Raw genomic sequence first — 19,191 nt, forward strand, 5'->3', positions numbered from 1 at the left:
CCTCCAGCGCCGATGGTACTTGGACCGAAGGGTCCTGGGAGAGTAGGACGCCGCCAAGCACTGAAAGCCATTGTCGATTACTCGATAATGGCTTTTTTGTATATATTGAGAAATGTGATATCTTGTGGGTGCTCTTATGATCATTTGGGTGAATGGTTCGTTTGGTTACGGGAAAACACAAGTTGCTTATGAACTGCATCGCAGGCTACCACAATCTTTTGTTTTTGACCCTGAAAATACAGGTTTCTATATTAGAGATAACATACCGCCAGTTATATCAAAACTAGATTTTCAGGACTATTCTCTATGGAGAGATTTTAATTATCTAATGTTGAAGTACATAGACACTGAGTACGGTGGTACGGTTATTGTACCAATGACAATTGCTGACCCAACCTTTTTATGGAGATTATAGGCAGACTAAGGGAGGAGGGGACACTGGTTACTCAATTTACCTTATGCGCTTCCCGTGAAACGCTTTTAACAAGATTACGCAGCCGTGGAGAGGGAGAGTACTCATGGTCTGCCAAGCAGATTGATCGATGCGTTGAGTGCTTGAAAGACGAGGTGTTCCACTATCATTTGGACACAGAACTGCTGTCCATAGAAGATGTGGCAGAGAGTATTGCACTACAGTTAGGTATCACACTTTTGCCAAGGAACCGTGGACACTGAAATGAAATATTTATGTTGCTTTAATCTCAAAATATTGATATAATATTTTTTGTTGTCGAAAGATTATTAAAGTGTATGAGGCTCGTTGGTCAAGGGGTTAAGACACCTCCCTTTCACGGAGGTAACATGGGTTCGAATCCCATACGAGTCACCAATTTCTTTTATTGCTTATGAGTTCTTAGACCAATGGTGTTAATAAGGTTTGCATTTAGGGCCAGAATGTGTTAAGATCATTAAGTTGCTTCTTTCAATGAATAGAACATTTATTACTGACGCGGGGTGGAGCAGCCCGGTAGCTCGTCGGGCTCATAACCCGAAGGCCGCAGGTTCAAATCCTGCCCCCGCAATTAATTTGGAACCGTGGTGTAGTTGGCCTAACATGCCTGCCTGTCACGCAGGAGATCGCGGGTTCGAATCCCGTCGGTTCCGCCATCAATATTTACTTAAGTTATAAATGATATACATACCGTGTGCGGACGTGGCTCAGCGGTAGAGCATCGCCTTGCCAAGGCGAGGGTCGCGGGTTCGATTCCCGTCGTCCGCTCCATAATTTGCGCCCTTAGCTCAGCTGGATAGAGCGTTTGACTACGAATCAAAAGGTCGGGAGTTCGAATCTCTCAGGGCGCGCCATTTCTACTTATAAACAATAATACGCCGGCGTGGCGGAATGGCAGACGCGCTCGACTCAAAATCGAGTGGGAAACCGTGGAGGTTCGAGTCCTCTCGCCGGTATAACTCAATAGCCTTGTTAATCGCTTTTGGCGGTTTACAAGGCTATTTTTATTATCTGTCAGTCACCTGGTAAAGTTCTATTGAGGACTGGCAACCTGCTTGAATATGCTCCACTGAAGCTTGAACTGTGATGAGGCCGGGCTTGTCATGAAGGCATTACCGTTGGCTGACAAAACTAATCTGCTGTACGAAAAGATCATTACATTTGTATTTTATGAGATTACATAGATCTGCCTAAATCCAAGCCATAATACCACGAAAATAAAAAACTATTTGGAGAGCATGAGCAGCTTGAATTCATGGAAAGTTATAATGCCCTGCTGAATAGGTGCCGAAGCATATAAATGAAGAGATATAAAAGTTTTGAAATGCAGGTGATAAAATTGTAAATGCGAAAAGCCGCCTCCCGAACTACAGGGAGCGGCTTCTTCGTCAATTGAAGAGCGATATTTCAACAAGCTTTAAACCTGGTTGGGGATCTCTACCGAAGGATCGGTATCGGCCTCGTAGTCCACACCTTCAGTCTGGAAGCCAAACAGGTGGAAGAAATCTTCACGATAACCTTCAAGGTCTGCCAGTTCAGGAACATTATCCGTTTCAAGCTCATTCCAGCGTCTCATAACCTCGATTTGTACATCCTCGCGCATTTCCCAATCATCAATACGAATCAGGTGGCTGCCGTCTGCAGCAGCTTTACCGCCATTGTACAGATGCTCTGCGAATAAACGGTACATTTGCTGGATGCAATTTTCATGCAGATCTTTTTCCTTCATCACTCTGTACAGTGCTGAAATGTACAACGGAACAACGGGAATGGCCGAGCTAGACTGTGTGACAAGCGCTTTGTTAACCGATACAAAAGCACGTCCGCCTCTTGCAGCCAGCTTCTGATTCAGCGCGATAGCAGTCTGCTCCAGATCATTTTTGGCCTGTCCAATCGTTCCATCTCGGTAGATCGGATGGGTAATCTTTGGTCCAATGTAAGAATAGGCTACTGTGGTTGCCCCATCTGCCAGTACTCCGGCTTCCTGCAGCTGGTCAATCCACATTCCCCAATCTTCCCCGCCCATAACAGCGATTGTCTGGCGGACTTCTTCGTCTGTCGCGGTCTCAATGGTAACCGTAGAAACCTCTCCGGTATGGAAGTTCATGGTTTTGTTGGTATAAGCAGTGCCTACCGGTTTAATCACGGAGGAGAAGGTTTCACCCGTTACAGGATGGGTACGACGCGGAGAAGCAACACTATACACTACAAGATCCACCGTGCCATACTCAGCCTTAATAAGATCGATGGTTTTGGTTTTGATAGCATCAGAGAAGGCATCCCCAACGATGCTGTGGGATTTGAGGCCTTGCTCTGCAGCTGCCTGTTCAAAAGCGGCGGAATTATACCAGCCTGCAGAAGCGGTACGGACACCTTCAGCAGCTTTGTCAAAGAACACACCGATCGTATTGGCTCCAGCTCCAAAAGCGGCAGCAATCCGCGAAGCCAAACCGTATCCGGTAGAGGCACCGATAACGAGCACGTTCACGGGTCCGGTTAACTTCTTTTGTGATTTTACATAATCAATTTGTTCTTGTATTTGTTTGGAGCACCCTACCGGATGGGCGGTTGTGCAAATGAATCCGCGGGTTTTTGGCTGAATGATCATCAAGGATTACCCCTTTGTTTTAGTTTTTAACTTTTTTCACTAATATAGAGTATAGCAAATGATGACGCAGAAAGATAAGTATGAATGTATTATTATATATATTAGAACATTGGGGTGATAGTGAAAACTGCTATTTCTATGGTGAATAGGAAGTTAATTAGAAATTGTCGCCGCTTTATTGCGCCTGTTCGGCCCATTAAGTCTGGTTGGTCATAGGGAATGAAATCCGGGATATACGGCAAATTTTCTGCTTCTGCGCATAAATGTTCCCTCCACAGGTCACAATAGGGAAAAAGCAGAATGAAGGGATCCACGTGAATGCTTTTCGCTTAAAGAAACAATTGTGGCGGCGATGGAGACGTTGGAAAAAGGCCCCCTGGGTAGGAGCGGCTTGTATCGTCTTAACGATGCTGGCCTGGCGCGGTATGCAGGTCCCGGAGGAACTCAGCAGCCTGTTGCGTGATTCAGCATGGACTGTACCAGACAATCTTAGCGGGCTAAGTCATCAGGTGCAAACCGGCCATATTGGAGGAAGTGTGTCAGCTGCAGCCGCAGTATACAGCCATACTGATGACAACAGCAGTGAAGAGGCAGTTGTGCTTGATCATAAGCAGCTGCTCATGGCGGTAAGTGCAGAGCCGTTTCGCCGAACGGTCCACTTAATAACCACATATATTTCCGGTGATGAGACATTGACTCTTCCGGAGAAGAAGTCGATTGATCAACTAAAAGAGGTCATTGCTGCACACCCAGACTGGAAAGGCTGGATTAGTGCAGATGGTGATTTGTGGATGAAACACAGTGTTAATGATTTGTCACCCCAAATCAAGAAAGATGCTTTTATCGGGATGGATGAGTATGGCAATCTGAATCTCTTCAAAGGTCCACCAGCGGATGAGAAGGTGCTGAAAACTTTTTTTCAAATGGATATGGGCTCTATGAAGTCCTCGTTGCCGGAGGATATTCTGAATCAGCTGCATGAGGGTATCCGTGTACAGGATGTTGAAGAATACAATAGCGTTCTGTCCACTTTCAGTGATTATGCAAGGGACTCGTCAGAACAGGTTATGCAAAGTGAGGATTAACTTATACGAAACCAAGGCCGCTTCTGTGCTGATGTGCTACAGCCAGAGCGGCCTTTTTGTGTTTTGTCGATACGCTGGGACCAAAGTTCCTATTCTCGGTAGACCAGAAACTTTTATACTCCGGGAAGATAGATTTTGCTATAATGATTAGAAGGAATACATATGTTCGCTTCACGGCGGAGAAATGGATGAAACAGTAGGAATATTCTGCCTGATTAAGAGGAGAGATTGGATTTGCGCATCTTGGGAATTGACCCGGGGCTGGCAATTGTCGGCTTCGGCTTTGTAGATAAAGTAGGAAATAAGTTAACCCCGGTTCAGTACGGGTGTATTCAGACCGAGGCGCATACACCGGAAGAGGAACGTCTGCTGCATGTCTACGAAGGAATGGTAGAGCTGATTGATAAATACAAGCCGGATGCGGTTGCTGTAGAAAAACTATTCTTTAGCCGCAATGTAACCACAGCGCTTCCGGTAGCACAGGCTAGAGGCGTAGTGATCCTGGCTGCTGTCCAGGCTGGACTTCCCGTTGCAGAGTATACACCAATGATGGTGAAGCAGGCTGTGGTTGGCTATGGCAAGGCGGAGAAGAAGCAGGTACAGGAAATGGTTAAGCTGCTGCTGAAGCTATCGGCTGTACCTAAGCCTGATGATGTGGCGGATGCTCTGGCGGTTGCGGTATGCCATGCCCATTCCGTAAGTCTAAATTCCAAATTAAATGAGGTATTGCGAAAATGATAGATTACTTAAGAGGACTGGTTGTACATTTGGAGTCAGAATATATTGTTATGGACGTTCAAGGCGTAGGATATCGGGTGTTCTGTCCGAATCCATATGCTTTTGCCAAATCAGAGGGTCCTATGACTGTCTATATTCATTACCAGACCCGTGAAGATGCGACCCTATTATTCGGATTCGCAACAAGGGAAGAGCAGAAGCTGTTCCGTAAACTGATTGAAGTATCGGGTATTGGCCCGCGAGTAGCCCTGGGTATTCTGACCGGAGGAACACCTGACCAGCTAATCTCAGCGATTTATCAGGAGAATATTACCTTCCTGACTAAGCTCCCTGGAATCGGCAAGAAAACGGCCCAGCGGATGATTCTGGATCTCCGCGATAAGCTGGACGGCCTGAGCGGAGCATCTATGCAGACCGGACTGTTCGCCGTAGCCGCTGAAGCACAGGCTGCAGCAGAAGCGCTGCCTTGGGAGGAAGCACGGGACGGGCTGAAGGCCCTCGGCTATACTGACGCTGAACTGGACCGTGTATGGCTTACTATGAAGAAAGAAGGCACAGATACTGGAGCTGTTGATGTGCTGATGAAGAAGGCGCTGGGGCTGCTGTTTATAGCCAAATAGGGTGTTTGACAGAACGGAGTGATAGATAGATGGATGACCGGATTATATCGGCTAACCTGATGATGGATGAGCAGGCGGTGGAGTTAAGTCTGCGCCCCCGTTATCTGGGGGAATATATCGGACAGAATCAGGTAAAAGAAAATCTGAAAATATATATAGAAGCTGCCAAAATGCGGAATGAGGCACTTGACCATGTGTTGCTCTATGGCCCGCCAGGACTTGGAAAAACAACACTCGCGAATATTATCGCCAACGAGCTGGGTGTGAATCTACGCACAACCTCCGGACCAGCCATTGAACGGCCTGGAGATCTGGCTGCGCTGCTGACCAATCTTCAGCAGGGGGATGTTCTGTTCATTGACGAGATCCACCGGCTTCACCGTACGGTTGAGGAGGTCATGTACCCGGCGATGGAGGATTTCGCGCTGGACATCATGATTGGTAAAGGGCCAAGCGCCCGCTCGGTGCGTCTGGACCTGCCGCCCTTTACACTTATCGGCGCAACAACCCGTGCCGGGCTGTTGTCTGCACCTCTGCGGGACCGATTCGGTGTTGTCAGCCGGTTGGAGTATTATAATATTGAGGAACTGAGCTTCATTGTTTCCCGTAATGCAGAGCTTCTTGGCATTGAGATTCTCGGCGATGCTGCTGAAGAGATCGCTTTGCGTGCCCGGGGAACTCCACGTATCGCGAATCGCCTGCTGAAGCGGGTCCGCGACTTTGCACAGGTGCGCGGCGATGGAATTATCACACCGGAGATTGCAGCAGAGTCGCTGAAGATGCTCCAGGTGGACCCGCGCGGACTGGACAGCATTGATCACAAGATGCTTCATTCCATGATCAGTTCTTTCCGGGGCGGGCCTGTAGGTCTGGACACCATAGCTGCAACGATTGGAGAAGAGAGTCAGACCATAGAGGATGTATATGAGCCTTATCTGCTGCAGATTGGCTTTTTGCAGCGGACGCCGCGGGGGAGGGTCGTGACCCCTGCTGGTTATCAGCATTTGGGTCTCCCGATACCTCCACAGCCGAAATAATCGTTGTTCTGCTATCATTATTATTTTTAGGAGGCATCTAGATGAAGCTTGCCAAGTGGAAAAAGACAGGAGTAACCTTGCTTGCAGGTGTTCTTATTGCAGGCGGCCTTCTTGTTCCTGCCGCTGACAGTTACGCCGATTCAAACGCAACTATCCGGGTTGCGCTGTATGCCGATATTGGCAGCAAATATAAATCTACCGTCCCTTTCGTGACGTTGAGTTCAACGATGGACTTTAGCCTGATGTCCGGCAGTGCTAAGCTGCTGCCCATTCCGGCGAATAACAAAATCCGTATCAGCCTCGACGGGTATAAGGTCAAGGTAATGGACAGCCCCACATGGCAGGCAGCCGCAGAAGCTGCCAAAAGACTTCAATCAACCTCCGATAAACCGCTGCTCTTTGTAGCTTCACGGAATGGAGCACCTGTCTATCAGTTGTATACAGGTCCTTATACGAGTGAAAATGCGGCTAAGGAAGGCTTGAACCGGATCGGCAAAGCAGGCCTAGCCTTGCCTCAGGGGCAGGTTCCGGCTTTGACGGGAAGCAAACATTTGTCTGCCGGTACCTTTCCTTCCCTGCAGGAAGCGGATGCTGTGATGAATACGATCACAGCTGCCGGGTTTGATGCCTGGAAGACGCTGGTGAGTGGAACTGACGGCAGTACACAAGTGGAAGTGTGGGTGGGGGAAGCGGCGAGCGACGGTGATCTTGCTGCTCTGCGTTCAGCTGTAACGAGTGCGCTCCCGCAGCTTGCTATATCCGAAGGGGCAACTGCCATGCCGGGAATGATGATCCGCACGGATGCGGGAATGGACTGGAGCAGTGAGAGCCAAGCGTTTCACTATCAGGTATCTGGCACAGGAGCCAAGTTTGTGGTGTCTGGGAATTCTGCAGGCATTCAGCTGCTTGAACGATCCAAACGTATTTATCGCGGTAATCTGGAGCTTAGCGGACTCGGCGGATCTTTGGCTGTAATAAACGAAGTTCCACTGGAGCAGTATTTGTACGCAGTCGTTGGCGGAGAGGTATCTTCGGGTTGGCCGCAGGAGGCGCTTAAGGCACAGGCCGTAGCAGCACGTAGTTATGCACTGGCGCAGGGCAACCGCTTTGATGTAGCCAATGTGGTAGATACTACACTCAGCCAAGTCTACAACGGTATCGGCGCTGAAGCACCGGTGATAACCAAGGCAGTGGATGCTACCGCCGGTGAAGTGTTGATGAGTGGAGGCAAAGTTGTTGAAGCCGTATTCTCCTCCAATAGCGGTGGTGTGACAGCTGACCCGTCGGAGGTATGGGGCAACGGAGGCAATGCTTTTGTCAGTGTAGCCAGTGCTGAGGATTCCGCCGCAGTTGCTACATCGAAGAAGTGGTATTACCTGCTGCTTGACAGCGGGGTCTCGGGTTATGCCCGGGAGGACAATATCAAATTGACTGGCAGTAAAACTGCGGCTGGTCTTGATATGGCCACAGCGAGCACCAGTGATGTGAATATCCGTCCGTTACCTGTCATTGAGAGCAGTGTCAGTCCCATAGGCAAGCTGAATCCCGGTGAAAATGCTGTAGTTCTGGATCAGTTCTACGAGAATGGAAGCTACACCTGGATTAAAGGGCCTTACAGCTCAGCGGAACTGCTCAAGAGTCTAACAGGAAAGGTTAGCAGTTCCCTGCCGTCGACTATCGCCACTCTGGAGGTTGCACAACGCGGGCCATCTGGAAGAGTAACTCAAGTGAAAGCTAATGGTGGGATTCTGCAGGTGAAATATCCTGATTTGTTCCGCTCAGCACTGGGCGGGTTGCCCAGCACATTGTTTGATATTGTACCTGCCGGCAGTTATACTGTATTAGGCGCTGACGGCTCTAAGGGGACTGTTAACAGCTCGCAGAGCACTGGAGTGCTGTCCGCATCCGGCATCGTGACGGTGAAAGGCAGCGGTACAGTTGTCATGGGTGCAGATACATCGTCCAGGGCAGTCACGAACAGTTCCGGCTTTTATTTTATCGGCTGGGGAAATGGCCATGGGCTCGGTATGTCCCAATGGGGAATTAAGGGCATGGCTGACAAGGGGTATGATTACACACAAATATTGCAACACTATTTTAATAACGTTACTATAGTTAAGGAATGAAGACTGACCATGAATGTAGACGATTATGATTTTCATTTGCCGGAAGAACTCATAGCCCAGACTCCGCTGCCTGACCGCAGCGCATCACGGCTCCTGCTCGTGAATAAGGACAATGGACAACTGCAGCATAAGCATTTTACGGATATACTGGACCAATTCCAGCCCGGTGACACACTGGTTCTGAATGATACACGAGTGATTCCCGCACGGCTCTTCGGCATAAAAGAAGACACGGGTGCGAAGGCGGAGGTTCTACTGCTGAAGAATCTCGGTGAAGACCGCTGGGAAGCGCTGGTGAAGCCCGGCAAGAAGCTGAAGACCGGAGCAGTGATTATTTTCAGTGAGGAGCTTCGTGCAGTTATTGAAGACGAGGCTGATATGGGGGGCCGGACGCTCCGTTTCATCTATACAGGGATTTTTCAGGAAATTCTGGACAGGCTGGGAAGCATGCCGCTTCCACCCTATATCAAGGAGACGCTGGATGACCGCGAGCGTTACCAGACAGTGTATGCCAAACATGAAGGTTCTGCGGCCGCACCGACTGCGGGCTTGCACTTCACCCGGGAGCTGCTGGAGCAAATCAAAGCTAAAGGCGTCACGATTGCCTATATTACGCTTCATGTAGGACTTGGAACCTTCCGCCCCATGTCTGTAGAGAAGGTTGAGGAGCATGTAATGCATGCTGAGTACTTTGTTCTGTCCAAGGAGACAGCAGATGTACTTAATGCTGCAAAAGCCCGGAATGGACGAATCATAGCTGTTGGCACAACGTCCTGCAGAACACTAGAAACGGTGGGGAGACAATCCCAAGGCGGCCCAATAGAAGAGTGCAGCGGCTGGACGGATATTTTCATCTATCCCGGCTATACCTTTACCGTGGTAAATGCACTGATTACTAATTTTCATCTGCCTAAGTCTACACTGGTGATGCTGGTTAGCGCGCTGGCTGGACGGGAGAATATCCTTGCCGCCTATGAAGCCGCAATAGAACAGCAGTACAGATTCTTCAGTTTTGGCGATGCAATGTTTATTTATTAAGCAAGAGGAAGGGTTATATATATGGCAGCAATAACTTATGAACACATTAAGACCTGCAAACAATCGGGTGCGCGGCTCGGCCGGGTGCATACACCTCATGGTGTTATTGAGACTCCAGCCTTTATGCCTGTGGGTACGCTCGCTACGGTCAAAACAATGAGCCCAGAAGAGCTGAAGCAAATGGACGCTCACATCATTCTGAGCAACACATACCATCTGTTTCTGCGCCCTGGACATGATATTATCCGCGAAGCCGGCGGCCTGCACAAATTCATGAACTGGGACCGGCCGATTCTGACGGACAGCGGAGGTTTTCAAGTCTTCTCACTGAGTGATATGCGTAAAATCACTGAGGAAGGCGTGCATTTCAGTTCCCACCTGAACGGGGACAAGAAGTTCCTCTCGCCGGAAGTAGCAATGGAGATCCAGAATGCCCTGGGTTCCGATATTATGATGGCTTTTGATGAGTGTCCGCCGTATCCGGCAGAATATGATTACGTTAAAAAGTCACTCGAACGTACTTCACGCTGGGCCGAAAGATGCCTAAAAAGCCATGCCCGTCCTGAGGACCAAGGGCTGTTTGCCATCGTTCAAGGAGGTATGCATGAGGATTTGCGGCGCCAGAGCGCGGCTGATTTGACTTCCATGGATTTCCCGGGGTATGCTATTGGAGGACTCAGCGTCGGAGAGTCCAAGCAGCTTATGTATGAAGTACTGGATTATACGGTTCCGCTGCTACCCCAAGGAAAACCGCGTTATTTGATGGGCGTGGGATCACCGGATGCGCTTTTGGAAGGGTCAATCCGCGGAGTGGACATGTTCGACTGTGTCCTGCCTACGCGTATTGCCCGCAATGGAACGACGATGACCAGTCAAGGAAGACTCGTAGTGCGCAATGCACAGTATGCACGTGATTTCGGGCCGCTCGATCCGGAATGCGACTGCTATACCTGCCGGAATTATTCCCGTGCTTATTTGCGCCATCTGATCAAAGCCGATGAAACCTTCGGTTTGCGGTTAACGACATACCATAATTTGCATTTCCTGCTGGATTTGATGCGTAAAGTGCGTGAAGCCATCAGGGAAGATCGGCTGCTTGATTTTCGCGATGAGTTTTTTGCACAATACGGATTATATGATAATCTGAAAGGCTTCTAGTACGGTTACAGCTGGATTGTGCTTTAGTGTTTTTGGAAAGGGGGGAGAAATATGGTACAGCAATTTCATTTTGCAGCAGCTTCAGGGGGCGGTAGCATCCTGGGTCTAGTAGGCCCATTTGTGCTTATGTTTGTAGTATTCTACTTCTTGTTGATTCGTCCACAGCAGAAGAAGACCAAAGCTCGCAACGGAATGTTAAAATCCTTGAAAAAAGGCGATAAGGTAGTGACTATTGGTGGCCTTCACGGCACGATTATGGAAATTTCCGATGATATTGTGGTCTTGCGGGTAAATGATGTAACCAAGCTGACCTTTGACCGGGGCTCCATCAGTCACTCTGTTGTCGAAGTAGAAGACAAAGAGTAAATAGTAAATTACATAAAAGCGGCGTCCTCTTCTTAAGGGGACGCCGCTTTTTTAATGCTGTAGACTTTGGTTATATTAGTTGATTTCAGTTGCACGGCTGCGGACAGCGAGTTTGGCTTCTCCGCTGCGCAAGGTCAGCTTGGCGAGCTGGACAGCTACCGTAGTTGATAGAATGGCAAGCAGAGTGCCGCCCATCATGTCGGTCAGCCAGTGAATACCCAGATAGAATATGCCGAATACAATGATGACCGCTGACACAGTGGTCATCGCCATCCAGCGCCGATTGCCGGAACGGTAAGCGAGCAGTGCTGTTGATACAGAAATTGCCGTGTGCAAGCTTGGAAAACAATTGTTCAGCCCTGAAAGTGGTCTGTATTCCTGCTCAAACCTTGGAAACACATCCAGCATGGTAAACCGGACACCCGCCGGGACATAGGACCAGACCTCATTCACCGGGAAGTAGAGATAAAACGGAATGGCGACCGCATAATTTAGAATAATCGTATAGCAGGTCGCATACAGCATCACCCGGTTTTTATCCAGCAGATAGACGCCGAGTGAAGCGGCCAGCACAGACTGAAGCATGAAAATATAAAAGAATACAATAATCGGCGTCAGCCAGGGAGTGAAAAATAGATGCTGCAAATTCCTGACAAAATGGCCTTCAAGCCCAAAAACGAATGAGGTGTAATCCGATGTGAGATTCAGCTTCCTCTCAATCTGGAGTTCGTATTTATTCAGAGCCAGCACACCGAACATACCCACAACCAGCAGCAGGAATTTGTAAGAGCGCAGAAGTTCTTTTCCGATCTCAACAAAAGCCAGCAGCGGATTGCGAAGGGTACTAAGCCACATCAATACAGCAACAATTACAACCGTGTACAGCACTACATAATTCATGGATTGGTAAAGCAAAACAATCGAAGCCTCCTTGATCCTGCATGAAGTCATATAAAATCAGTTTACCATATTTTAAGGAGTCGGATTCGATTTTTTGAGAAATTAAATTATTTAGGATTTATGTAAATTAACCCCAAACATTCCGCCGAATGCTGCGATGCCTGAAGCAGCAAGTATCCATAAACAGTCTATGCCGGCAGGTGCACTATCCAATGCCAAAAAACCAATCAGTAATACAATTATTCCGTAGAAAGCCCCCGTCATTCCCCCGTGGTACCAGCCCCTGCTCGATGATCTCCGGCCTGCGGTCAATCCACCGAAGGCGGCAGCAATGCCGTGAACAATATAGGTGTACATGGTAAGATCCTGTTCTTCGAGTCCGCTGCCCCACAGGAACAGGGAGAGGACAACCGCTCCAAGCAGCATCCATAAGAAGGAGCGGCACAAACCGGATAATACAGGACTCGATATTCTCCACGAGAACAGGCGCCGTATTAAATACATGGTACAACCTCCTAAAAGTTTTTTGAGCGATACCCTACGAGATTAGCTACGAAAAAACTGCCCCGGAAGCATATGCTAAGTTTTTTGTGCGATACAATGCGCAAGGTTAATTACTAACTATTGTATGGGGAGGCTTGCCCCAATAGTACAAGAATAGTCATGACGTCTTTTTACCATTAATTAATAACCCGTCTTCCGAATGTTCCCTCGGCTGAGAGGCCAGAATAGGGGTACATAAATGTGCCCTCTCCCAACAAAAGCGGGGGGTCAATGGAAGGGGAGCGAAGAGAATATGTTCCAGCATATTTCTGCCCATATATTCCTGACTGTGCTGATGTATATCTTCATTTTCCTGTGCATGCGGATTATGGGTAAAAGGGAAATCGGTAAGCTCTCGGTATTTGATCTGACGATCTCCATCATGATTGCCGAGATAGCGGTTTTTTCAATTGAAGATATAGAACGGCCAATTTATGACGGTCTGGTGCCGATGGCAACGCTGGTGCTTATTCAGATCCTCGTCGCACAGCTTAGCCTGAAGAGTAGAAAGCTGCGGCTGCTGATCGACGGCAAGCCAAGCATTCTGATTTCGGACGGTAAGCTGCACCGAGGAGAGATGCGTAAGCAGCGGTATAACATTGATGATCTGATGCTTCAGTTGAGAGGTCAGAATATCGACAGCCCGGCAGATGTAGAATTTGCGATTCTGGAAACGAGCGGCCAACTGACCGTTATCGAAAAAAACAAAGGCATATCTTCCACTAATCAAAGTGGTAATAGCAGTACTGCAGCAGAATCGGGACAGCCTAACGGGAATTCTGAAGGGAATAGTTCAGATCGTGTGAAGCTGCCAAGCCATAAAATCAGATATGAAGGCCTGCCGATTCCACTTATCATGGATGGTAAGGTACAGGACCAGAATTTGGAGATGATCGGAAAGACGAGATTCTGGCTCAGAACCCAAATTCGGCAAAAGGGTGTCTCGGATTTTCGGGATGTATTCCTATGCTCCATTGACCATAAAGGCAGAATATATGTAGATCGTCTGCATAACCATTGAATGCTGTTCAGCGCCATTTTTTAATAAAAGGCACCCGGTCCAGATCATGGACAGAGATCAAGCCGGACAGAAGGCAGATTCCAAAGTAGATCGCCATTCCACTGCATGAGGCTAACAAAAATTGTACCCACTGAACGGAAGCAATTGGGACGGAGGTATAGATATATGACATACCTGCTGCCATAATGATCATTGCGGCAAATGTTTTGAACGGATCGGCCAATCTCAGCGATAGCGATACCAGCCTGATCACGCTGATTCCGTGCAGAAGAGTCACCAGAATGCTGTTGACAATAATGGCGATAATCGCTCCATAGATGCCGTACTCTGGTTGTGAAGCCAGGCCGAGAATCAGCAAGATTTTGATGACCGCGCCAATCAGGGTATTGACCAAAGCTCTACCCGGCCGTTCCATCGCCTGGAGAGCCGCCTGAAGCGGTGCTTGGACATATAGAAACAAAGCGAAAGGGGCCATCATCCGCAGCATCGGGGCCGTATCGGCATTGCCGTACATTAATGTACAGAGCGGTACAGCAAAGATGTACATAACGGCAGCAAACGGTGCACCAGTTACCATGGCTAGGCGTAGCGCCTGATGCATTCGTTTGTGGATCGTGGGCAGATCATGCCGCGCCGCAGCCTCTGATAAAGAGGGGACGAGAGACACAGCGAGTGAGGAGCTGAGCACCCCAGGCAGAAGCAGCAAGGGAATAACCATCCCCTGGAGGGAGCCGTATTGAGCGGTGGCCGCAGCGGTAGCAATTCCAGCGAACGCTAGGCTGCGCGCAGTGATAATGGATTCCAGCAAGTAAGAGAATGAACCCACAAGACGTCCCGCAGTGACAGGAACAGAAATCCGGATCAACCGCTTCAATATGGAGAGATCCCTGTTGGAAGAAATGGAGTGAAGCGCCTTTCCTGGTGCAGGTTCAGAAGAATCTGAAGTGAGGGATAAACCTGTCTTCTTGTCCTTTTTTACGATAAAATAATATTGCCATAGAAGCGCCAGCATTCCGACGACTTCTCCGACGGTTACCCCCAACATGGCTCCGGCAGCGGCATAGGCGATTCCCCTCGGAAGCAGCAGCCAGGAGAACCATAACATAAATACAATTCGAATCACCGATTCCAGTACAGAAGACAGTGCCGAGGGAATCATGTTCTGCCTGCCTTGAAAGTAGCCTCTATAAATTGCGGACACGGCAACAATGGCGATCATGGGTGTCATACTTATGAAGGTGTAATAGACACGGTTGTCCGTCAGAACTACACTCGAAACCCATGAGGCGCCGAAAAGGGAAAGCAGTGTAAAAAAGACACCAAGTCCCAGACTAAGAGAAAGTCCGGTATGCAAAATCCTCTTGGATTCCTCCGGGCGCCCCTCTCCTTCGGCTTCAGCGACCATTTTGGCAATTGCCAGCGGGATTCCTCCGGTGATAATGGTAACCAGCACAATGAAAAACGGATAACCAAGCTGATAGAGACCTACGCCCTCGGCGCCGATCACACGCGGTAAAATAATCCGCGGAATAAAACCGAGCATCCGGTTAATGATGCCTGCGGCCAGCAATATCAAGGTTCCTTGTATAAAGCTCTGTTTCCTCAAAGGGCACTCCTTCTTCCCAAAGTAGTCTCTCATACATTGATATGCGGCTGAGGGTCCTTTCGATGACAAGCTTTAGTTGTGACAACTTTTCAGCAGGAAGAAGGAAACCGGGAAGTATAGTCGAATACATACTGTGAACATGCATAAGCGAGCGATCTTTGGAGGTGTCAACACGTGGAATCGGAACAATGGAATTACGAACAGCTTAGTGATGAATTCGAAGCCATGTGCCGCAGTAAAGCGGAGGAATTTCGGCTCCTCGGCTATGAATATGTAACGGGCAAGGATATTTGGGATTGCGTTAGCCGCAATTACGCCAAGGAAGGCAGGCCTGCCCTGCATAAGCTGGTGAATGATATCTATTCACTCAAGGCCAATAGTTATATGAACTATCTGACTATTGCCGCTTATCGCGGTTTGAACGCATAAAAGGAACGATTTGCTTTTGCAAACGGGTTCAGGAAGCGTTAAAGTAAGAGAAGAGTAATTCACCATTTCCTATCAAAAACGGATGGCTTGCCGCTTGAGCAGAGCAGGCCGTTTCTTTGTGTGAAAAATGTAACGTCATTCCTTCCTGAATTGACGGTGATTTCGCACGTGGCTATAATAGGAATATTGAGTAATGAAAGGGGAACTAGCAAGAGCATGAAGAGAATGTTGAGCTTTATTATTACCGTGCTCGTATTGACAGGAGTCATGGTGTTTACCACTCCCGGGCTGCTGGACAAGGTCCGTCTGGGTCTTGACCTGAAAGGCGGCTTCGAGATCCTGTATCACGCCGAGCCGATGGAGGCGGGCGCTGAATTAACCCGTGCTTCACTCCAAAAGACAGCGGAAAGCCTGGAAAAACGGGCGAACGCGCTTGGAACAAGTGAGCCTGAGGTTACTACCGAAGGAACGGACCGCATCCGTCTGAAGATTGCGGGCGTTACCGACGAGGCCGAAGTCCGCAAGAAAATGAAAGAACCTGCTGTTCTTACTTTCCGTAGTGCCGCTCCAGGCGATGCTGCCGGAACCTACAGCAAGATTGAGCTTGTAGGTAGTGATTTTGTAGAAGGTGCGGCAGATGTTCAACGCGATAATCTGAACCGGCCGGAAATCAGCATCAAGGTCAAAGATAAGTCCAAATTTGCTGAGATTACCAAACGTCTGGTGGGACAGAAACTTGTAATCTATCTTGATGATAGAATGCTCTCAGATCCCAATGTCAATACAGAGATCTCCGATGGCAATGCTTCAATCTCAGGGAATTATACGCTGGATCAGGCCCGTGAATTGGCTGATACTATCAACCTCGGTGCGCTGCCATTGAAACTGACCGAGAAATATTCCCAAAGCGTAGGCGCAACATTGGGTAAACAGTCACTGGATCAGACCATCAAAGCTGGTCTTGTGGGTTCTGTAATTATTCTGATCTTCATGATCGGCATGTACCGCCTGCCGGGTGCTCTTGCCAGCTTCGCGCTGATCCTTCATACCTGGCTGCTGATTGCGGTGTTTGTCATTGCCGACTTTACCTTGACTCTCCCCGGTATTGCCGCATTCATTCTCGGTATAGGGATGGCGGTTGATGCCAATATCATTACCAATGAACGGATAAGGGAAGAAATGCGCAGCGGCAAGAGCATACTGTCTTCTGTCAAAGCAGGGAACAAAACTTCTTTCCGTACAGTAATGGACGCGAACGTAACCACTATCATTGTAGCGGCTGTAATGTTCGCTTTTGGTACCGGTGCGGTTAAAGGTTTTGCACTGATCCTGATTGTGGAAATTGTGCTTAGTATAGCAACGAACCTTTATTTTGCCCATTGGCTGCTTACCGTGCTCGTTAAAGCCGGTGCGCTGAAAAAGCCGAAGCAATTTGGGGTAAAGGAGAGTGACATCCGTGCGCTTTAAAAAAGAGCTTGATTTTGTACACCTGAGCAAATTTTTCTATATTTTTTCCATTGCCATTACGATAGCAGGTCTAATTTTTCTGGCAACTATGGGCTTGAACTACAGTGTTGACTTCAAAGCAGGCTCAAATGTGGATGTGGCGTTGTCGAAGAATATCACCCTGGAACAGCTTAAACCTGCTCTGGATGGTCTTGGGATCTCGAGTGAGCCGACAATCACATTGGGTGAGAAACGTGTGAATATCCGTTATGATAAGGAACTTGACAACACTCAGGATCAGGCACTGAAAGCTTCGATTACCAAGCTGGATGATAAAGCCTCCTTCGAGGTCAATACTGTAGATACGGAAATGGCCAAAGAACTGGCGCGTAATGCCATCTATTCTGTGCTTCTCTCCTGTCTCGGGATTATCATTTACGTAAGTATCCGCTTTGAATGGCGGTTTGCCTTGGCTGCGATTGTAGCGCTCATCCATGATGCGTTTATCGTCGTATCCGTCTTCTCCATTTTCCGTCTGGAGGTCGATTTGACTTTTATAGTCGCTGTCTTGACGATTATAGGTTATTCCATCAATGATACGATCGTTATCTTTGACCGTATTCGTGAGAATCTGCGGTTCGGCAAGCAGAAAACCTATGAGGATCTTAAACTGCTGGTTAACAAAAGTGTGTCCCAGACTCTTCTGCGGTCCCTTTATACAGCATTTACGGTGTTTATTGCCGCATTCTTCCTGCTTATTCTTGGGGGAGAGTCGATCAAAATGTTCTCTCTTGCGATGGTTATCGGTTTGCTTTCCGGAGCGTATTCATCTATCTTTATCGCAAGTCCGCTCTGGTTGCTGTTGAAGAAGCGTCAGAAGACGGCCGTAAAGAGCAATCCGGCCAAAGCCTAAAGCCAGTTACACCCGAAAAGCCGCGTCAAAGACGACGCGGCTTTTCGAAATCTTTGGAGTGGAATGTCTGGCCAAGCAGTCATCATGAGATTACTTGCTAGTGGCAAGGAGGAACTCGGAATGTATGACAAACAATCACCACCAAATGATAGAGTAGTCTGGACCGGAGTTGCAGGTGATCTTGCATTGGCTGTAGCCAAAGGGACTATTGGTTATGTCTCGGGCAGTAAGGCATTAATTGGTGATGCCTTATATTCAGGATCTGATGCGGCCGCCAAGCTGGCAGAGATTCTTCCGCTTCCGTGGCGGACAGAGCGAGATCAGAAGAATAGATCAACCCAGCGAAATCAAGAGAACCATAAGGGACCGATTATAGCTATTCTTTTTTCAGTACTTATTCTAATGGGGGGGCTTCAAATAGTCTTCTCAGCGATTCGTGATCTGACGAGAGGACATTTGTCTGCACCAGAGCAAGCGGCAATTGTTGCCGTATTCATCTCTATTGTTGTGAAAGAGGCCATTTTTCAGTACCAGTACCGTTATTTCAAAAAAAAGGGCGATGGCAGTCATGCTGCATATGCAGATAACCACCGTTTCAGTCTATATACTTCAATTACTGTAGTAATCGGGATTTCCCTGGCGATGGCCGGAGGATCGTTAAACTGGCATCCCCTGTTATATATGGACCCAATTGCTGCGCTATTAACCGGCTGCTTGATCATCCGCAAAGGTTATTTGCTCATCACTGCTTCTGTGTACGGTAATAAACTTCAGGAGCTGCCTTCTGAAGAAGCAGCCAACTTTATTGAAACTGTCCAGCGGGTGCATGGTGTGATCCGGGTAGAATATTTGCAGGCACTGGAGCAAGGACGTTATGTTAATCTACAGGTGAAAATCAGCGTGAATCCGCGTATCACGGTTATGGAAGCCCAGGATATTTCGGAATGCGCCAGAAAGCTTTTACAGCACCGTTTTGTGCATGTAGGCGAGGTTCATATGGATGTTGTACCGTATGATCCGGGTTATCCTTACAAAAGCAACCACGAGCTTGTTGACAATGAAATCCCAACGTTGCTTCAATAGCCGCTAAGGGAGAGAAAGGTGAA

Annotated in this window: 17 protein-coding genes, 6 tRNA genes and 1 pseudogene; 20 read left to right on the forward strand and 4 right to left on the reverse strand. The window is 48.3% G+C overall.

Translation table 11 applies throughout. From position 1 onward, the window contains the following. Positions 1–136 precede the first annotated feature (136 nt). The 7 genes and pseudogenes from AC0MA3_RS03345 (at position 137) to AC0MA3_RS03375 (ending at position 1,407) form a co-directional block, all read left to right on the forward strand. Positions 137–675: pseudogene (locus tag AC0MA3_RS03345) on the forward strand (AAA family ATPase). Positions 676–754: 79 nt separating this feature from the next. Continuing rightward, positions 755–829 (forward strand) — tRNA-Glu (locus tag AC0MA3_RS03350). A 119-nt stretch (positions 830–948) separates the two neighbouring features. Beyond that, positions 949–1,022 (forward strand) — tRNA-Met (locus AC0MA3_RS03355). A gap of 7 nt (positions 1,023–1,029) precedes the next feature. Continuing rightward, a tRNA-Asp gene (locus AC0MA3_RS03360) sits at positions 1,030–1,107 on the forward strand. Positions 1,108–1,147: 40 nt separating this feature from the next. Next, positions 1,148–1,222, forward strand: a tRNA-Gly gene (locus AC0MA3_RS03365). Between the two features lie 6 nt (positions 1,223–1,228). Next, positions 1,229–1,305 (forward strand) — tRNA-Arg (locus AC0MA3_RS03370). A gap of 23 nt (positions 1,306–1,328) precedes the next feature. Then, positions 1,329–1,407, forward strand: a tRNA-Leu gene (locus tag AC0MA3_RS03375). 461 nt (positions 1,408–1,868) lie between these two features. On the opposite strand, the gene fabV is transcribed toward AC0MA3_RS03375, so the two are convergent. Then, a complete protein-coding gene (gene fabV, locus AC0MA3_RS03380) occupies positions 1,869–3,059 on the reverse strand; it encodes an enoyl-ACP reductase FabV (protein WP_474655176.1) in 1,191 nt (396 codons plus the stop codon). A gap of 314 nt (positions 3,060–3,373) precedes the next feature. Here fabV and AC0MA3_RS03385 point away from each other — a divergent pair, with 314 nt between their 5' ends. The 8 genes from AC0MA3_RS03385 to yajC all read left to right on the forward strand — a co-directional run bounded on the left by AC0MA3_RS03385 (position 3,374) and on the right by yajC (position 11,227). Next, positions 3,374–4,144: a BofC C-terminal domain-containing protein gene (locus tag AC0MA3_RS03385; RefSeq protein WP_474655177.1), complete on the forward strand. Its 771-nt coding sequence runs from the start codon at positions 3,374–3,376 to the stop codon at positions 4,142–4,144. A gap of 234 nt (positions 4,145–4,378) precedes the next feature. After that, on the forward strand, positions 4,379–4,882 hold the full coding sequence (ruvC, locus tag AC0MA3_RS03390; protein WP_474655178.1) for a crossover junction endodeoxyribonuclease RuvC: 504 nt from the start codon (positions 4,379–4,381) through the stop codon (positions 4,880–4,882). Continuing rightward, positions 4,879–5,502, forward strand: coding sequence for a Holliday junction branch migration protein RuvA (gene ruvA, locus AC0MA3_RS03395; RefSeq protein ID WP_474655179.1), 624 nt, complete (start codon positions 4,879–4,881; stop codon positions 5,500–5,502). Before ruvC ends, ruvA begins: the two co-directional genes overlap by 4 nt. Positions 5,503–5,531: 29 nt before the next feature. After that, positions 5,532–6,539 (forward strand): Holliday junction branch migration DNA helicase RuvB, encoded by a 1,008-nt coding sequence (gene ruvB / locus AC0MA3_RS03400; protein ID WP_379160953.1) that lies wholly within the window; start codon positions 5,532–5,534, stop codon positions 6,537–6,539. A 41-nt stretch (positions 6,540–6,580) separates the two neighbouring features. Then, the gene (locus tag AC0MA3_RS03405; protein ID WP_474655180.1) at positions 6,581–8,665 is read left to right on the forward strand and encodes a SpoIID/LytB domain-containing protein; all 2,085 of its coding nucleotides are present in this window, start codon (positions 6,581–6,583) and stop codon (positions 8,663–8,665) included. Positions 8,666–8,674: 9 nt separating this feature from the next. Next, positions 8,675–9,703 carry a tRNA preQ1(34) S-adenosylmethionine ribosyltransferase-isomerase QueA gene (gene queA, locus AC0MA3_RS03410; RefSeq protein WP_379160957.1) on the forward strand — a complete coding sequence of 343 codons (1,029 nt, stop codon included), beginning with the start codon at positions 8,675–8,677 and terminating at the stop codon, positions 9,701–9,703. 21 nt (positions 9,704–9,724) lie between these two features. Continuing rightward, positions 9,725–10,861: a tRNA guanosine(34) transglycosylase Tgt gene (tgt, locus tag AC0MA3_RS03415; RefSeq protein ID WP_474655181.1), complete on the forward strand. Its 1,137-nt coding sequence runs from the start codon at positions 9,725–9,727 to the stop codon at positions 10,859–10,861. Positions 10,862–10,912: 51 nt separating this feature from the next. Beyond that, a complete protein-coding gene (gene yajC, locus AC0MA3_RS03420; protein WP_074112186.1) occupies positions 10,913–11,227 on the forward strand; it encodes a preprotein translocase subunit YajC in 315 nt (104 codons plus the stop codon). A 75-nt stretch (positions 11,228–11,302) separates the two neighbouring features. Here yajC and AC0MA3_RS03425 read toward each other — a convergent pair whose 3' ends face one another. Together AC0MA3_RS03425 and AC0MA3_RS03430 are read right to left on the reverse strand one after the other, a co-directional pair. Continuing rightward, complete coding sequence (locus AC0MA3_RS03425) at positions 11,303–12,142, reverse strand: phosphatase PAP2 family protein (RefSeq protein ID WP_474655182.1); 840 nt, start codon at positions 12,140–12,142, stop codon at positions 11,303–11,305. 96 nt (positions 12,143–12,238) lie between these two features. Then, on the reverse strand, positions 12,239–12,631 hold the full coding sequence (locus AC0MA3_RS03430; protein WP_379160964.1) for a TIGR04086 family membrane protein: 393 nt from the start codon (positions 12,629–12,631) through the stop codon (positions 12,239–12,241). 292 nt (positions 12,632–12,923) lie between these two features. On the opposite strand from AC0MA3_RS03430, the gene AC0MA3_RS03435 reads away from it, so the two are divergent. Further along, positions 12,924–13,691: a YetF domain-containing protein gene (locus AC0MA3_RS03435; protein WP_474655183.1), complete on the forward strand. Its 768-nt coding sequence runs from the start codon at positions 12,924–12,926 to the stop codon at positions 13,689–13,691. 7 nt (positions 13,692–13,698) lie between these two features. Here AC0MA3_RS03435 and spoVB read toward each other — a convergent pair whose 3' ends face one another. Next, positions 13,699–15,297, reverse strand: a complete 1,599-nt coding sequence (gene spoVB / locus AC0MA3_RS03440; RefSeq protein WP_474655184.1) for a stage V sporulation protein B — start codon at positions 15,295–15,297, stop codon at positions 13,699–13,701. A 174-nt stretch (positions 15,298–15,471) separates the two neighbouring features. Between spoVB and AC0MA3_RS03445 the strand changes: the two genes are divergently transcribed. The 4 genes from AC0MA3_RS03445 (at position 15,472) to AC0MA3_RS03460 (ending at position 19,168) form a co-directional block, all read left to right on the forward strand. Beyond that, the gene (locus AC0MA3_RS03445) at positions 15,472–15,726 is read left to right on the forward strand and encodes a post-transcriptional regulator (RefSeq protein WP_379160970.1); all 255 of its coding nucleotides are present in this window, start codon (positions 15,472–15,474) and stop codon (positions 15,724–15,726) included. Positions 15,727–15,942: 216 nt separating this feature from the next. Beyond that, positions 15,943–17,193 (forward strand): protein translocase subunit SecD, encoded by a 1,251-nt coding sequence (secD, locus tag AC0MA3_RS03450; RefSeq protein ID WP_474655185.1) that lies wholly within the window; start codon positions 15,943–15,945, stop codon positions 17,191–17,193. Beyond that, entirely contained in the window at positions 17,183–18,085 is a 903-nt protein-coding gene (gene secF, locus AC0MA3_RS03455) for a protein translocase subunit SecF (protein ID WP_379160974.1), read from the forward strand. Before secD ends, secF begins: the two co-directional genes overlap by 11 nt. A gap of 120 nt (positions 18,086–18,205) precedes the next feature. Beyond that, a complete protein-coding gene (locus AC0MA3_RS03460; RefSeq protein WP_474655186.1) occupies positions 18,206–19,168 on the forward strand; it encodes a cation diffusion facilitator family transporter in 963 nt (320 codons plus the stop codon). Positions 19,169–19,191: the final 23 nt, after the last annotated feature.

The sequence above is a fragment of the Paenibacillus sp. LS-5 genome (assembly GCF_056121505.1).

What these genes read in the sequence shown, in the direction of transcription:
- ruvB (WP_379160953.1), top strand. Translation starts at nt 5,532, where the DNA reads ATGGATGACCGGATTATATCGGCTAACCTGATGATGGATGAGCAGGCG.
- AC0MA3_RS03405 (WP_474655180.1), top strand. Translation starts at nt 6,581, where the DNA reads ATGAAGCTTGCCAAGTGGAAAAAGACAGGAGTAACCTTGCTTGCAGGT.
- AC0MA3_RS03435 (WP_474655183.1), top strand. Translation starts at nt 12,924, where the DNA reads ATGTTCCAGCATATTTCTGCCCATATATTCCTGACTGTGCTGATGTAT.
- AC0MA3_RS03460 (WP_474655186.1), top strand. Translation starts at nt 18,206, where the DNA reads ATGTATGACAAACAATCACCACCAAATGATAGAGTAGTCTGGACCGGA.
- yajC (WP_074112186.1), top strand. Translation starts at nt 10,913, where the DNA reads ATGGTACAGCAATTTCATTTTGCAGCAGCTTCAGGGGGCGGTAGCATC.
- secD (WP_474655185.1), top strand. Translation starts at nt 15,943, where the DNA reads ATGAAGAGAATGTTGAGCTTTATTATTACCGTGCTCGTATTGACAGGA.
- AC0MA3_RS03430 (WP_379160964.1), bottom strand. Translation starts at nt 12,631, where the DNA reads ATGTATTTAATACGGCGCCTGTTCTCGTGGAGAATATCGAGTCCTGTA.
- tgt (WP_474655181.1), top strand. Translation starts at nt 9,725, where the DNA reads ATGGCAGCAATAACTTATGAACACATTAAGACCTGCAAACAATCGGGT.
- fabV (WP_474655176.1), bottom strand. Translation starts at nt 3,059, where the DNA reads ATGATCATTCAGCCAAAAACCCGCGGATTCATTTGCACAACCGCCCAT.
- ruvA (WP_474655179.1), top strand. Translation starts at nt 4,879, where the DNA reads ATGATAGATTACTTAAGAGGACTGGTTGTACATTTGGAGTCAGAATAT.
- queA (WP_379160957.1), top strand. Translation starts at nt 8,675, where the DNA reads ATGAATGTAGACGATTATGATTTTCATTTGCCGGAAGAACTCATAGCC.